The sequence below is a fragment of the Paenibacillus sp. VTT E-133291 genome (genome assembly GCF_002264395.1).
Classification (GTDB): domain Bacteria; phylum Bacillota; class Bacilli; order Paenibacillales; family Paenibacillaceae; genus Paenibacillus_AQ; species Paenibacillus_AQ nitricinens.
In genome coordinates, this window is sequence record NZ_NFVA01000127.1 from 1 (window position 1) to 14,533 (window position 14,533).

General features: G+C 42.8%; 14 protein-coding genes and 1 pseudogene. 6 read left to right on the forward strand and 9 right to left on the reverse strand.

Annotated features, from left to right (window positions below):
• Positions 1–78: 78 nt before the first annotated feature.
• The gene (locus CA598_RS29070; protein WP_094874449.1) at positions 79–927 is read right to left on the reverse strand and encodes an NAD-dependent epimerase/dehydratase family protein; all 849 of its coding nucleotides are present in this window, start codon (positions 925–927) and stop codon (positions 79–81) included.
• Between the two features lie 31 nt (positions 928–958).
• Entirely contained in the window at positions 959–1,891 is a 933-nt protein-coding gene (locus CA598_RS29075; RefSeq protein WP_094878735.1) for an aldo/keto reductase family protein, read from the reverse strand.
• A 174-nt stretch (positions 1,892–2,065) separates the two neighbouring features.
• Here CA598_RS29075 and CA598_RS29080 point away from each other — a divergent pair, with 174 nt between their 5' ends.
• Positions 2,066–2,410: a winged helix-turn-helix transcriptional regulator gene (locus CA598_RS29080; RefSeq protein WP_042186450.1), complete on the forward strand. Its 345-nt coding sequence runs from the start codon at positions 2,066–2,068 to the stop codon at positions 2,408–2,410.
• A 300-nt stretch (positions 2,411–2,710) separates the two neighbouring features.
• Here CA598_RS29080 and CA598_RS29085 read toward each other — a convergent pair whose 3' ends face one another.
• From CA598_RS29085 to CA598_RS33180, 6 genes are all read right to left on the reverse strand, one after another.
• Positions 2,711–3,712 carry an anti-sigma factor gene (locus tag CA598_RS29085; RefSeq protein WP_094878736.1) on the reverse strand — a complete coding sequence of 334 codons (1,002 nt, stop codon included), beginning with the start codon at positions 3,710–3,712 and terminating at the stop codon, positions 2,711–2,713.
• The gene (locus CA598_RS29090; protein ID WP_094874451.1) at positions 3,709–4,200 is read right to left on the reverse strand and encodes an RNA polymerase sigma factor; all 492 of its coding nucleotides are present in this window, start codon (positions 4,198–4,200) and stop codon (positions 3,709–3,711) included. The genes CA598_RS29085 and CA598_RS29090 overlap by 4 nt, the downstream gene beginning before the upstream one ends.
• 109 nt (positions 4,201–4,309) lie before the next feature.
• Complete coding sequence (locus CA598_RS29095) at positions 4,310–5,422, reverse strand: response regulator (protein WP_094878737.1); 1,113 nt, start codon at positions 5,420–5,422, stop codon at positions 4,310–4,312.
• A complete protein-coding gene (locus CA598_RS29100) occupies positions 5,419–8,517 on the reverse strand; it encodes a sensor histidine kinase (RefSeq protein ID WP_306440491.1) in 3,099 nt (1,032 codons plus the stop codon). The genes CA598_RS29095 and CA598_RS29100 overlap by 4 nt, the downstream gene beginning before the upstream one ends.
• 150 nt (positions 8,518–8,667) lie before the next feature.
• Entirely contained in the window at positions 8,668–9,324 is a 657-nt protein-coding gene (locus CA598_RS29105) for a substrate-binding domain-containing protein (RefSeq protein ID WP_256990695.1), read from the reverse strand.
• Complete coding sequence (locus CA598_RS33180) at positions 9,308–9,523, reverse strand: LysR family transcriptional regulator (RefSeq protein ID WP_256990694.1); 216 nt, start codon at positions 9,521–9,523, stop codon at positions 9,308–9,310. Before CA598_RS33180 ends, CA598_RS29105 begins: the two co-directional genes overlap by 17 nt.
• Positions 9,524–9,647: 124 nt before the next feature.
• Here CA598_RS33180 and CA598_RS29110 point away from each other — a divergent pair, with 124 nt between their 5' ends.
• The 4 genes from CA598_RS29110 to CA598_RS29125 all read left to right on the forward strand — a co-directional run bounded on the left by CA598_RS29110 (position 9,648) and on the right by CA598_RS29125 (position 13,389).
• A complete protein-coding gene (locus tag CA598_RS29110; protein ID WP_094878738.1) occupies positions 9,648–10,157 on the forward strand; it encodes a GNAT family N-acetyltransferase in 510 nt (169 codons plus the stop codon).
• Between the two features lie 362 nt (positions 10,158–10,519).
• Positions 10,520–11,476: an ROK family protein gene (locus tag CA598_RS29115; RefSeq protein WP_218832632.1), complete on the forward strand. Its 957-nt coding sequence runs from the start codon at positions 10,520–10,522 to the stop codon at positions 11,474–11,476.
• Between the two features lie 29 nt (positions 11,477–11,505).
• The gene (locus CA598_RS29120; RefSeq protein WP_094874455.1) at positions 11,506–12,123 is read left to right on the forward strand and encodes a sugar O-acetyltransferase; all 618 of its coding nucleotides are present in this window, start codon (positions 11,506–11,508) and stop codon (positions 12,121–12,123) included.
• Between the two features lie 66 nt (positions 12,124–12,189).
• Entirely contained in the window at positions 12,190–13,389 is a 1,200-nt protein-coding gene (locus CA598_RS29125) for an MFS transporter (protein ID WP_094878742.1), read from the forward strand.
• Between the two features lie 117 nt (positions 13,390–13,506).
• On the opposite strand, the gene CA598_RS29130 is transcribed toward CA598_RS29125, so the two are convergent.
• A complete protein-coding gene (locus CA598_RS29130; RefSeq protein ID WP_094878739.1) occupies positions 13,507–14,265 on the reverse strand; it encodes an HAD-IIB family hydrolase in 759 nt (252 codons plus the stop codon).
• A gap of 80 nt (positions 14,266–14,345) precedes the next feature.
• Between CA598_RS29130 and CA598_RS29135 the strand changes: the two are divergent.
• A pseudogene (locus tag CA598_RS29135) lies at positions 14,346–14,533 on the forward strand (Crp/Fnr family transcriptional regulator); the annotation flags it as partial.

Below are 14,533 nucleotides of genomic sequence, written 5' to 3' on the forward strand. Positions count from 1 at the left end.
CTTCATCCAATCTTCTCGGTGCTGAAAACCGTACTTTTTGAACTCTCATTTATAGTAAAAGTAAACCTGGCTCGTTATTTAATCGTTAACATAATCTCGCCATAAGTGCTTTGGCTGCCAACTCAGCAGCTTCTTAGCCTTCGCATTACTGAGTAACGACTCATGGCCTTCCAGCGGCTGACGGTAGTCCGTCACTTCTGGATAACGTGCGGCCATTAGCTCTCTGCTAGGTATAGCCATGCTGGTCTCATCTGCACATATGTTAAGTGCCACCGCACCGAGTCCGTCCGTTTCGATCGCCAATTGGCAAGCTGTCGCTACATCCCGTGTATCAATATAGCTCCACAATATCCGATCGCGCTGCGCTGGATCATGAATGAAGGAAGGGAAACGTTCATACGCGGATGGATCAATGACATTTCCGATTCTTAGGGAAACGACCTGTATGCCCGTTCTGCGCTGGAACATCTCTGCGGTCTGCTCATTCACAACCTTGGACAGACCGTAGCTGTCTTCAGGCAATTGTGGGTGATCCTCATCCATAGGTACATACTGTGGTCCTAGAGGGTTAACCGCAAAACAGATGCCATAAGAGGATTCACTGGAAGCAATAACGGCTTTGCGAATGCCTAGTCCAGCAGCAGCCTCCAGAATGTTGTAGGTGGATACTACATTGTTTTGAAAAGTGACTTCACTCGTCTTTATATTTGCGGCTGGGATCGCAGCCAAATGTACGACTGCATCAGCGCCTGCTAATACGCCATACACTTCACCCAGATTATTCAAATCAGCAATCAAAGTTTGGCACAAAGAATCCGGTGATTTCTGCGTATCTACATTCACAACCTCATACCCTTGTTCTACAAAATGCCGTACTACCCATCTGCCCAGCATCCCGCTTCCGCCAGTAACCACTACTTTCGCCATGATCATATCTCCTTTTTTTATAAAGCTGTCTCTATTTAAGAATCTCTTCAATTTTTTTCAAAGTATCCTCGGTAAGCTCTATCCCCGAAGCCTTAACATTCTCTTCAACCTGCTCCGGACGACTGGCACCCACCAGCGCACTAGCTACATTAGGCTGACGCAAAATCCAAGCCAAAGCCAGATTTCCCACAGAAATATTCAGCTCTGCAGCGACCCCGCTTAATTGACGAACCTTTTCAATCTTCTCTTCCGTAAACGCCTTCTTCAACCGATCCAGCTTAGCCGCACGACTGTCTTCAGGGATTTCTGCGTTATATTTTCCAGTTAGCAGCCCTTGAGCCAGTGGAGAAAATACAACCTGTCCAATGCCACGGCGCTCGCCGAGCGGAATGATTTCTTTTTCAATATAACGTTCGAACATATTATAAATCGGTTGGTTAACCACGATATGATCCAGCAAATAACGATCGGCTACAGCTAAAGCATCCGTCATTTGCGCCGCAGTCCACTCACTAACCCCGACATAATACACCTTACCTTGACGAACCAGATCATCCAGCGCACGCAAAGTCTCTTCAATTGGAGTTTCTGTATCAAAACGGTGGCAATACATAATATCCACGTATTCTACGCCGAGACGCTGCAAGCTTGCATGACACTGTTCCGTAATATGCTTGCGGGATAATCCACGATCGTTAGGCCCTGTCCCCATTTCGCCAAATACTTTCGTTGCGAGCACATAGGATTCTCGCGGATAATTCCGCAAGGTCTCGCCTAGCACTTTTTCAGCAGCACCCTTTTCGTAAACATTGGCCGTATCAAAAAAATTCACGCCTAAATCGTAAGCGGTTTCAATGGCTTTAACAGCATTATCTCTTTCTACGTAACCTCCATATGTCAGCCAGCTTCCCAAACTAATCTCGCTAACTTTAAGGCCCGTTCCACCTAATCTACGATATTTCATAATAACTGCTCCTCTCCATAGTTCCGTGTTATGATTTCAGCAGGTTGCCTAGCGAACATATTCATTCTAGAATAGTTTGTATATAATAGGAAGAAGTGAAATTTAGTTTACTATATGATCTCTAGAGTAGTTACTATACAAGAGTATAGTGGCACCAAAACAGGAGGAGATTCCTTGACAACAGCTAAATCTAGCAATAATTATATCCCTAAAACCCCACTTACTATTGAATGTAATGTAGAAAAAACACTTGAGGTATTGGGCGGAAAATGGGCTTTTCTCGTACTAAGAGAGTTATTCGACGGTACCCAACGCTTTGGAGCGCTTCAGCGAAAAATCACTAATGTCAGCCCTCGCGCGTTAACTAGTACGCTGCGCCATTTAGAGGAACACGGGGTACTAGAACGTCACGTGTTTCCTACCGTACCGGTTACCGTGGAATATTCGTTAACTCCAAAAGGTGAGGACTTGCATCAAATTTTGAAGGAAATGAAACTTTGGTCTGCCAAATGGACGTAGGTTTGGTGAGCCGTGAACTAAATTAAAAAGAAGCTATCCAAGAAGTAGAGTACCTACTTATGGGTAGCTTCTTTTTTAGAAACAGGCACAATGCAGTCTTTACTTTAACCGGATAGTGTATGTGAGCTGTGCGCTAGAGTATAATTGAGGGGATTTCTTTGTTTTCCACCAAATCAGCCAAATGACAGGGAGGAATTCCTTAATTATTGATCTCAGAATTTCAGGGGAAATTCCCTAATTATTTCAGAGATTCAGTTACGCTTGTACGGTACCCAGTTGTTTTAGCGTTACTATACGGATCTAATATTTATCCACAATCGCGCCGAGAACTGCCGTATTAACATAGGGCTTTCCTTTGAGGCTTAGCAGCTCCTTCGCAGTTCCTGTAACGACGACTCCATATAACAGTACGTCGCTGGCCTCCGGTGCCGCTTTATCCTTTTTCAAATAATTCGTGATTCGCTCAAATTCTCCATAATACTTGCCCTTCTTCTGAAGTCCATAGGCTAGTAATTGCAGAAAATCCTCTGGTTTCGGGTTAAATAACCCCTCCCATTTGACACCGTAACCGTATACTTGTCTCGCTGATTCTGGCAATGCATACTTGGTTGGACTACTTTCATTTGTGATAAACTCAAGTTTCTTCTTATTGTCATACGTATCTACCCAATACCATGTCTGTGTCAGCTCAGCCGGCAGCATTGTTTCAACCTCGGCCTGTGTATAGCTTTTATCAAAAGAAACTGCCATCTCTACCAGCTTACCTGGATCCATTTGTTCAAGCGCAGGGAGGTCATTCAACACTTTTCCGTTATAATTCACTCCCGGCACGTAGAATAACATTTCCCGCTGTCCATTTTGACTGTTATATCCTCGGTAGTATTCATAATTTTGGCTTGTCATTACGGGGTCAGGCACATTTATACTAGAATATCCCCTATTAAGCAGAGAAAAGCGGCTGCTCATACTAAAATCTAATTTTCGGGTATCCCATACGACAGGTACCCCCTCAATAACCTTGTAAGAGCTGATCTCAACTTTGCCCGCTAAAAATCCTAGATCCAGCTCCGTTCTCAACTCATGAAGGTTAGGACTACTAATCTCCATCATGATCTTCTCCTCATCCAGACCACGCATCGCTAACCAGCTTGTTAAATGAGCGTTGCCCAGCATGCCTCCGAACAATACTATAACGGTCACGACCAGAGAAATGATCGTATTACGGATCATTGTTTTTCGTTTTGCTTTCTTAATTACTTTTGAAAGGTTCTGATCATCCTGTTGTTCCCATGGAGCCGTCATTCCACTTCACCTCTGTACTTTTTTTGGAATTGCTTGCGGGCACGAAACAATGCCGATTTGACCGTATCCGTCGTGATCCCGAGGAGCTCTGCTATCTCCTGATAGGACAGCTCCAGCTCATATTTCATAATAATGAGTTGTTTATGGAGAGGTAGAAGCTCATCCAATACACGTTCGATGTCTTCTCGTTTCTCTTTTAACAGCACATAATCCTCCGGCAGTTCCATAACTGGCACATCCACATCATCAATCGGAATGACTATCCGCTTGCCGCGGCGGCACAGATCATAGTAGCGATTGATCGCCACTTTATATAGCCACGCACTGAATTTGTTCTCATCAATGGAATCGATATACAAAAGAGCCTTATACACCGTTTCCTGTACGATATCTTCCGCGTCGGCTGCAGGTGCCCCGAGACGAATCAAGTATTTTTGGATTTCTAACATTTTCGGTTGAAGTATCTGATGTAGCTGCCCGGGCTTCATCCTGCACCTCCCTTCGTATGTATAACGGTAAAGTTCTCGAAAAGTTAGCTACTCTTAGAAATAAAAAACAGAGAGATTTCTCCCTCTGCTGAACTCTTTTCATATAAAATTAGGCCAGATATGCAGCTACATGCGTTTTAAACTCCGCTGAAGGAACCATTCCCAGCTCCGAACGATAAGCCGTCTCGAATCTCTCATAGAGTCTTGTGATCTTTTCTTTATTTCCAAGTTTGGCATAAATAACAATCATTTGCTGGTTCATCTCTTCATGCAAAGGATATAAGCTTAAGAACTTTTCTAACCGTTGCTCTGCTTTAGGCCAGTCCTGTGAGGCACAATCATTGTCAATTAGGATACGCGTCCAGTTTGTATAATACTTAGCATAAACTTCCTCCAGTGAAATCTTCCACAGATAGGGCTTTCCATCCAGCAAGGGCCCCTGATATAAGAAACAAAGACGCTCCATTTGCGCAGTGTTTTGCTTCCCATCAACCATTTCTAAATGAAATCTTTGATAATCAAGCGCATCATAACTTTCATTTCCCGTCTCCAGCATATATCCATCATTCATTTTGCGGATTTCCATGCCGAAGCCTTTTTCTTTCAGCATTTTTTTCAAGAGGTATATCGTATTATACAAATTGGATGCCCCTCTCTCATCCTGCATATCAGGCCATAATAAATCTATCACTTTCCATTTGCTGATATAACGACCTGCATTACATAAGAAATACGCGAATAATTCCTCCGCTCTGCGTGTGCGAAAATGAATAGGCTTGCCTTCTGAATCGCAGACTTCAAACCCACCGAAACAGCGGATCATCGGACCCATTTCCTTGGAATCTAGTCTCACCGCAGGTCTCATCCGTTTAACAAGTCGTTCAGTAACCCTGCTGATCGCTTCGGGTGTTATTGGCTTGAGAATATAATCTAGCGCACTTACCTCGAACGCTTCGAGTGCATAATTTTTATAGGCGGTTGTAAATACAATTTCCGGTGGATGCATCAGCTTCTGAATTCTGCTCGCCAGCTCAATGCCGTTCATTTTTGGCATTTCGACATCTATAAACACGACGTCTGGCTGTAGCTCAGGTATGCACTCCAGTGCCTCCAATGGATTTGAAAAGGTCCCACTAATGAGATAATCTGAATTGCGGCTGATCAGTACCTTCATCAAATTCAAAATCGGTTTCTCATCTTCAACAATCACTACACGAATCATCGTGTGTCTCCCCCCATGCCCCCAAGGCTTACTGGTAAATACATCGTCACTTTGGTCCCATACCCAAGGTCAGAATGAATCGTTAAAGTGGCTCCGGGTATAGCGCCTATGCGCTTTCGAATGTTATGGATACCGATACTGCCATCCAACTGCTCGTTTCCGGTTAATTGATATAACAGATCATCTGGTATTCCCACACCATCATCTTCGATGATAACTTTCATGTAGTTCCCTCCAGCTTGAACGGTGAGCGAAACTCTGCCCTGACCCTCTTTTTCAAACAGTCCATGTCTGATCGCATTTTCGACAAATGGCTGAATACATAAGGATGGGATTTCAACAGAACGCAGACCCTCATCCATACGGAAAATAAAATCGAACCGCTCTCCAAAACGAGCTTTTTCAATCTCCACGTAGGCTTGAATCAGCTCTAACTCCCGGTGCAAAGGAACCACTAAAGTGGAACGATCCATATCGAGAATATAACGAATGTATTGGCTTAGCATAGATAACAAATAGGCGGCTTTCTCGCCATCTGTATAGCAGAAAGAGATCACGCTGCTCAGTGCGTTATACAGAAAATGAGGCTTAATTTGGGCCTGATGAAAAGCATACTCATTTCGTATAGCTTCCTGAATCGATGTTTTCATCGCAATCAGCGTATGGATTCTCGCAATCAGCGTCTCTCCATCAAAGGGCTTCGTGATATAATCATTCGCCCCTGCTCGGAAACCTAATGCAATATCCGTTGGCGCGTCCTTAACTGTAGCAAACAGAATAGGTAAATTCAGAATGGAGTAATGCAATCGCAAGGTTCGGCACAACTCAATGCCTGAAATTCCCGGCATCATGACATCCAATATCACTAGATCCACATTGGGGTATTGCTTCATTTTGTCCATCGCTTCATTCGCCGAAAACGCCGTAATTACATTGTAACGATGCCGTCTTAGAATGTTCAGTAGAATATGGATATTAGATGCTTCATCATCCACGATTAAGATCGTATAACCACCACTCTGATCCATAATATCAAGCGAGGTATGCTCAAATTGCGCATGTTGCCCCACGCCCGTAGCAGCTACTTCATAATAGCCTGGAATCCGCTCTATTTTGGGCAAGGTGAAGATCATTCGAGTGCCATGGCCGATCTCGGACCAATCTACCCAAATCTCACCACCCATCCGCTCGATCAGTTTCCTGCTAATGTACAAGCCAATTCCCATTCCAGTGTAACCATCTTGTGGCAGCGGTTTATCGACTTGCTCAAAATATTCGAATATGGCTGTTTGCAGATCTGAAGCTATTCCAGTTCCCGTATCCTCCACTGTGACAGATACTGTATTCCCTGCTACACTGGCCGTGATCTTAATGATTCCTTTATCTGTATGCTTAATTGCATTGTGAACCAGATTGTACATGACTTGTCTTAATCGACTATCATCTGCCAGAACCCAAATATTAGGTTCCACTTGGTTATCTAATACAACGGACTTTCCTGCTAGTTCGAACTGAAGTACATCAAATACAATCTGTGAAGCCACCCTTAGATCAACCACTGTCTGCTGCAATCTTAACTCACCATGCTTCAAAAGACTCACATCAATCAAATCCTGAATGAGCATAGACAGCTTAGTAGAAGTGTCCTTAATTAACCAAAGATTCTGTTTCTGTATAGGATACAGATTATCTTCCCCGTCTTCTAATAAAAACGATGTCATATTCATAATGCCATGCAGCGGAGTCTTGATCTCATGAGAGGTGTTCATTAGAAATTCATCTTTAAGCTGGTTCGAGATTAGCAACTGGCGGGACAGCGTTTCCGTCTTGTCATACGTGTTGGAGAATCGTACAGCTAACATAATGTTGAAGAACACAATAAAACCAATCACTCCGAATTTACCCACCAAATCAGTCTGTAGAACATTTTCAGAATAAAGACTTACATCAAAGAAAAAAATCAGGAGCGAGATCGCCCCGCCAATGAACAGAAACAATTCTTTGCGATCCGTCGTTTCGCTCTGACTGCGAAGATATAAATAGATCATTCTTACGATGATCACTAGCATAACGATTCCAAGATAGGCTACAAACAAATATTTCGCACGAATATGTACACCATACGGGAGCACCAAAACCGAAGCCAGATAAAGGACAAATGGAGATAATACGAGCCTCATCCTCTTACTTGACATTAACCGGGACTCAACCGAGCAGTAAAACATAATAATGATAATTGCGCCGATAAACTGGCTAATTTCCAACAACTTGTAAACTTGTTCAAAAGGTACCCTGGGTAGTAGCTGCTGAAATATTTTCTCGCCATATAGTGAATTATTCAATGAGAGAATTAGCAAATATAAACCGCTGAGTAAGTATGCTTTTTCTCTACGCCCCACGAAAAAGAAGCTGAGATGGTATGCCCCAAACATGCCCAGTATCAAAATAATTCCAATATCTGAGCCGATCTGAATACTGTTCACTTTGGTAATATCCGCATGGACGCCCAGCGGGATTGAATTCACGATCCCTCCCGTAATAAAGTTGAAGTTAGACACTTGTAATACAATTTCTATCTCTGGGGTATTGGAATGAAAAAAAACCGTATACGGCGTATTTCCTGGCTTAAAGAACTCACTGTCCGTTGATGGAACCCCGCTCTCTCCCTCTTGCTTCCCATTGATAAATAACTTTTGAGACATACGGATACTTCTTATTTTCAAACCAAGAATCTCATCCGAATCTTTGACCAGCACTTTGAGTCTGTAGGTGCCCGCACCTTTGCGGACCATCCCACCTTCTATGATCTTACCTTTCCATGTGCCTGGGACCGTTAAATAGGTAGATTGCTTATCTATTTTGGGCTGAATCTCAGATGGACTCAGTAATTCATTTTCATAAAACTCCCATTCTCCGTCCAGATCAACTAGTCCCTGCTTTTCAAAATCCCATCCTGATAAATCCAGTACGCCATGCTTTGCCACCGGGGTATCAAGGACCTGAATCGTTGGGGAATTTATACTTACTAATAGGGAAAAGGCAAGAATAAAAAACAACCCCATCCCGACTAATCCACGGTATTTCTTCGTCCTCAACCTTCAGGCTCCTCTCTTTGCGAGTAATTCTACTATTCTACCCTGCTGATCTCACCAAAATCTCGCAAATTCCCGCCTGTAAACTAATTCCAGACCCTTCATACTTTGCTGACGTTACTCAGTATAATCGGCACATAGGTAGGCGTCTATCTACTCTTTTATCCTATCCACCCCAAGCATCTCCAGCCCAAGCCGTACACGAATATCTTCTGCATTCTCAGTTAAATAAAGAGCGTAAGCTTTGATAATCGGCGTGTCTAACTCACATTGAAGTTGAAATAGCTTCTGTTGATCGAGATAAGGTTGTGCTATAGATCGTGGTAGAAATCCAAAGCCTGCTCTTAGTAGCAGCATGTCCAGCATAATCATCGAGTGATCCGTCTGAAGTGTCGGCACATAGCCCGCTCCAACGATACTAGTAAACCATTCCGGAAACGGACCTCCCCACTCTAAATGACAATACTCCCGCTGAAAAAAATCCTCCCTGCTTACAGGTGTTTCTCTTAATTGTGTGGAGACCAGAATAATCTCATCTTCAAACAGGAGATGTCTGGTCACCTTAGGATGTTCCGGCGGGTCATATTTAATAGCAACCTGGACTATTCCGTCCAGCAAAAGATCACGTATCATATAGCTAGAATCAATATAACTTAGGAATTTGATAGCTACCTTGGGATGATCACGTCTAAATGAAAGAATATGCTGCAGGTAATAATAATGCCATACGGACCCGGGTCCACTCAAAATGATATAGTTCTCCAGTTCTTCGGATAGAGTCACCTTACTCTCTTCAAACAAACGAAGCATAGGGAACAAAAGATATCCCTGCCTGCGTTAAGCTAACATTCCGGTTATCACGTGTAAGGAGCACCTTGCCCACGGAGTTTTCTAAAGCTTTTATTCTTGCGGTAACGGCGGACTGGGAGATATGTAGATGCTCTGAGGCCTTGGTGAAATTTCGAATTCTGCATACCGCCAAAAAAGCTTCTAATTGAGATAAGTCCATAGATAACACCCTCTACGATTCAAAATATTAATGATTATGATCTATAAAATTCGTTATACAAATTATATGTATTCAGTTATGATTTCGCTATATTTTTAAACTTATAAGTGCTGGAGGAATTTATATGGTTAGCAAAGTGAGCATCGAACAATTACTAACGATTGAAGAATCAATAGATGAGCTTTCAAAGCTTCTGATACTGGTGGTGGAGGATGGAGCCTCCGTTGGTTTCTTACCACCGCTAGATCCATCAGCTGCTACATTATATTGGCACAATGTTTTGGCGCCCGATGTGATTCTTTTTGTCGCAAGAATGAATGATATTATCGTGGGAAGTGTACAACTACATTTATGTACAAAAGCAAACGGAACGCATCGAGCCGAAATCGCAAAGCTAATGACACACCCTAATTATCGCCGTAATGGTATTGCTCGTTCTCTTATGGAAAAAGCTGAAGAAAGAGCTAAGCAGGAAGAACGATCGTTATTAGTGCTTGATACAAGAGAAGGCGACCCTTCCAATCTCCTTTATACTTCAATGGATTACATACAAGCTGGACGTATACCGAGCTATGCAATATCAGCAAATGGTGCATTACAAGCGACGATTTTTTATTATAAAATCATTGGCTAGACATTTTGAACTTAAAAACATTCTAAATGGAAGAGTAGCGGAGGGGAAGCTTGGAACTGTAGGAGCGATAGCGCCCGCCTTTGTCACCGGATTTCAACCGTGAAGCACGGTATATAATCAAGAAATCTGGGGACAACAGCGGCCGGAATCCAAGGATTCACCGCAGTCACGCAATTACCTTAATAGATAAATCTTAAGTTCAACTAATATAGACATTTGTGAAACACCAAGTTATAGTATTGATAATACTTTTAATAACTATTTTCAAAAGTCTAGAGGTGAATAAAATAAACCAAATCGCAAACAATTCTATTCGTGTTAAAAAGATAAATCAGGAGCTCATCAAGCAAGCCTTGAAATCGATGAAAGAAGGAACCAAATCAACGATTGCTACCGCCACCGGGTTAAGTGTTGCCACTTGCGGAAATATTCTGAATGAGCTTATGGAGACAGGTGAAGTCATTGAGACGGAGCTGGAGGCTTCGAATGGAGGTCGGCCGGCCCGAAGATTCATCTATAATGTCGATTTCTCCTACATCGCATGCATCTATGCCAAAATTGAAGATGGCCAACAATCCTTAACCTATGCCGTAACGAATTCCGTTGGCGAGCGTGTAGATGATGGATATATCAAGGCTGAGAGTATTGACGCTACAACCGTTGATCATTTAGTAGGCACACTAATTCAAGCCTATAACAACATCAAAGCCGTTGGCATTGGAATCCCGGGACTGGCTCACCGTGGTGTCATTAATATTTGTGATATCAAGACTTTAATTCATGCTCCCTTAGAGTCACTCCTCAGAGAGAAATATGAGGTTGAAGTCACAGTCGAAAATGATATGAATCTAACCGTTTACGGATTCTATAAGCAGCAGGATTACGAAGAGGATAAAACCATCGTCGTGTTGACCTTTATCAAAGGAGCCTTTCCAGGTGCAGGGATGATGATCGACGGGCATATCCACAAAGGCAATACTAGATTCGCGGGTGAAGTCTCCTTTTTACCGTTTGGAATGTCACGTGATGAGCAATTTATCCGTTTGGGGCAGACGGAAACGTTTATCCCCTTGGCAGCGCATACCATCGCCTCATTGACAGCAGTTATTAACCCTGAAACGATTGCACTCACAGGCGAACAAGTTAAACAAGAGGATGTGCCACTTATCTATCAAAGTTGTCTGGCGTTCATTCCAGAAGAGCATATGCCTCATCTAATTGTGCTGGATCACCCTGATGATTATTACATGAACGGATTAATTGCGATCACGCTGGAAAGCTTGACCTATTCGTTGCAGCTGGTTGAAAAGCGCCGGTAAACCAACAAGAACTTCAGGAGGAATTACGAATGGCAACAAACAAAGAGAATATGATTGCAGGAAAGCTTTACATGGCTGGTGGAGAAGAATTAGCTAGAGATAGTAAAAGATCCAGAATGCTCACTCGTTTATTTAACAATACGACGGAAGAACAAGGCGAATATAGAGTAGAATTACTTAAGCAATTATTCGAGTCTACAGGTGAATCGTTGCATATTGAGCCACCTTTCCGCTGCGATTATGGCAGCAATATTACCGTCGGAAATAACTTTTACGCCAATTTCGACTGCATTATCCTGGACGTAGCAAAAGTAACGATAGGTGAGAATGTTCTCTTTGGACCTAGAGTAAGTGTATATACCGCTGGCCACCCCATCGATGCTGACGTTCGAATTAGTCTGCTCGAATTCGGTACACCGATTACCATTGGAAACAATGTCTGGGTTGGCGGAAATGCCGTTATCAATCCCGGGGTAAATATCGGCAACAATGTAATCATCGGCGCAGGCTCCGTCGTGACTAAAGATATACCTGACAATGTAATCGCAGTGGGGAATCCTTGCAGAGTGCTAAGAGAAATTACAGAAGACGATAAACAACACTGGGAGAAGCTTAAAGAAGAGTACTACAGAGACACCGAGCAATAAAGATACCCGATTCTGGAGGTTCTCACGTTGAAAAAACGCTTTGGCGGACTTAATAAGGTGTATGCCATGCAATTGGCAACGATCTTTTTGGGGTTTATTGTGTTTGGGATATCAGAAAATATTAAAGGGCCAGCCATTCCAAGAATTCAGTTTGACTTTAGTCTGGATGAAAAGCAGCTAGGTACCCTTTTATCCCTAAATGCACTAGGTTATTTGATCGCCTGTTCTTTTACAGCTGTATTGGTTCGGAAGTGGGGGATCAAGGCTGTCAGTATTATTGCTTTCGCATCCATGATATTCTCTGGCGTTCTCATCTACATCTCCCATAGCTATTCCTTCTTCTCAGCTTCATACTTCCTGATGTATATCGGAAACGGAATGCTTGAGATTGGACTTGCCATTCTAGGAGCACGTATCTTCGTTAAAAATACCGGGACCATGATGAACTTATCCCATTTCTTTTATGGATTTAGTTCTACCTTGGCTCCACTACTGGCAACAGGGCTAATGACGGTAAATATATTCGGTCATACCCTGGATTGGCGCGGAATGTATCTAATTATGCTTAGCCTTTCTATACTGCCTATTCTATTTGCATTACGGAGTACATTTCCAGGTGATGATCTTCCGCATGAGGACCGAATCCCTTTAAAAACGCTCGTCCGTGATCCTGCTCTATGGCTCATGGTCCTAATCCTTTCCTTCGGGGTAGTGTCGGAGCTTGCTGTAGGCGGATGGCTCGTAAATTTCCTTGAAAAAGCGTACCTGTGGGATACGGTTACTGCTTCTGGGATGCTGTCTACCTTCTTTCTCTGCTTCTCGTTAGCAAGACTCCTACTCGGACCCGTTACTGATAAGATTGGATTTAACCTATCGCTTATCATCTTTTCAGCCTTCTCTGCCCTGTGTACGTTTGCCGCAATTTTGGGTGGAGAAAAGCTCGCATTTCTATTTGCCGCTGCAGGAATCGGGATTGCGATGATTTATCCTACGGTTATGGCTTTTATCGCCAAAAGATATCCACATGGCAGCGACACCGCCATCACATTTACAGTCACGTTAATGGGAGTAGGTAGCGTAATTGGCAACTATGCTATAGGTGCTGTGATCGAAGGCGTGAAGCGGCTTTACGGTGCAGAGACGCAAATAGGTTTATTACGCGGACTTCAAGCCGGTTATGGTTTTATCGGATTATGTGCAGCGATATGCGCGATATCCGGTTGTATTCTATATCGTTATTTACATCGCCGCCAAGAACTTATCTAACCTGATCTATATTACTTAAAAAACCTGTCGATTTAATCGGCAGGTTTTTTGGATTTCAACTATAGCTTCCCTGTATGTGCTGCACCGTACGGCGAGCTAAGATCATCAGTTGATGGACTAAGCGATCTGCAGCCCACTCATCAGCTCCAGTATTTTTCTAACAATTTGCTCCTCTTCGTTGCTCACCTTTTCCGTCGCCAATTCACCAAGCTCTGTGTGTTCTCCAACACAAACCGAATAAGCGGAATGTCTAAACATTTCTATGTCGTTAGCATCGTTACCAAAAGCAATAAATCGCTGCATTTCTACGCCTAATTGTTGTAATCCTGTCCATTTATTTATGCCTTTAGGGCTAATATCTATAATGTCCTCTTGACCATGTCTATATATCACAACAGGTAGTTTATGTAGCTGATCTAATAACTGTTCTCCGTTTAGGCTATTCAAAATAATTATCTTCACAAGCTCATCCAGCTCAGATGGAGTTACATTTTTGGCGCGTTGTTCTGGATCTACATTTCTCCGAATGGGATGATCATCAGAACCCGAATATGAATAATCCCAGTGACTGTCAATCAAATAAGCTGCATCAAATTCTTCGATTAATTTCAAGAGGATGCCCGAAGTTTGCGCGTCAAAATGTATCGTCGAAATAACCTCTCCACCTTTTGCAATAAATGCTCCATTCCCGCCAACCATTGAAAAATGTTGCATATGTGCAGGCAACACAGGCAACAAATCACGAATAGGCCGGGCTGACGCAAAGATGACTTCATGACCTTTTTCAATTAGAGTATCCAAGGCTTGTACGATTCGTTCACTCAAAGGTTTGCCGCTAAAACATATGGTTCCATCTAAATCAAAAATAAATTTCATCGTCTATATCCTCCCCTTTTTCTCTATAATAACGAGTTCGTATATAATAGAAAGGACCGATGTCCAAAAAGGAGTACGCAATGAAAACTATTCAGGATCCAAATCTTATAGCACATTACATTACACAATTTAATCTAAATCAAGTATTCACGACATCAAAACATGCTTTAATTCAGTTACGTGTCTATGAGCAGAATGAAATCATTTTGCATGAGGGCGATGAGCTGGACGGAATTTTTTTTCAAGTGGAGGGGCGTACTAAGGTCTC

Bases quoted from the DNA above. Each gene is read 5' to 3' on its own strand.
- CA598_RS29070 (WP_094874449.1), bottom strand. From the start codon at position 927: ATGGCGAAAGTAGTGGTTACTGGCGGAAGCGGGATGCTGGGCAGATGG.
- CA598_RS29075 (WP_094878735.1), bottom strand. From the start codon at position 1,891: ATGAAATATCGTAGATTAGGTGGAACGGGCCTTAAAGTTAGCGAGATT.
- CA598_RS29085 (WP_094878736.1), bottom strand. From the start codon at position 3,712: ATGACGGCTCCATGGGAACAACAGGATGATCAGAACCTTTCAAAAGTA.
- CA598_RS29090 (WP_094874451.1), bottom strand. From the start codon at position 4,200: ATGAAGCCCGGGCAGCTACATCAGATACTTCAACCGAAAATGTTAGAA.
- CA598_RS29095 (WP_094878737.1), bottom strand. From the start codon at position 5,422: ATGATTCGTGTAGTGATTGTTGAAGATGAGAAACCGATTTTGAATTTG.
- CA598_RS29105 (WP_256990695.1), bottom strand. From the start codon at position 9,324: ATGCTTCGTTTGTTTGAAGAGAGTAAGGTGACTCTATCCGAAGAACTG.
- CA598_RS33180 (WP_256990694.1), bottom strand. From the start codon at position 9,523: ATGGACTTATCTCAATTAGAAGCTTTTTTGGCGGTATGCAGAATTCGA.
- CA598_RS29110 (WP_094878738.1), top strand. From the start codon at position 9,648: ATGGTTAGCAAAGTGAGCATCGAACAATTACTAACGATTGAAGAATCA.
- CA598_RS29115 (WP_218832632.1), top strand. From the start codon at position 10,520: ATGAAAGAAGGAACCAAATCAACGATTGCTACCGCCACCGGGTTAAGT.
- CA598_RS29120 (WP_094874455.1), top strand. From the start codon at position 11,506: ATGGCAACAAACAAAGAGAATATGATTGCAGGAAAGCTTTACATGGCT.
- CA598_RS29125 (WP_094878742.1), top strand. From the start codon at position 12,190: ATGCAATTGGCAACGATCTTTTTGGGGTTTATTGTGTTTGGGATATCA.
- CA598_RS29130 (WP_094878739.1), bottom strand. From the start codon at position 14,265: ATGAAATTTATTTTTGATTTAGATGGAACCATATGTTTTAGCGGCAAA.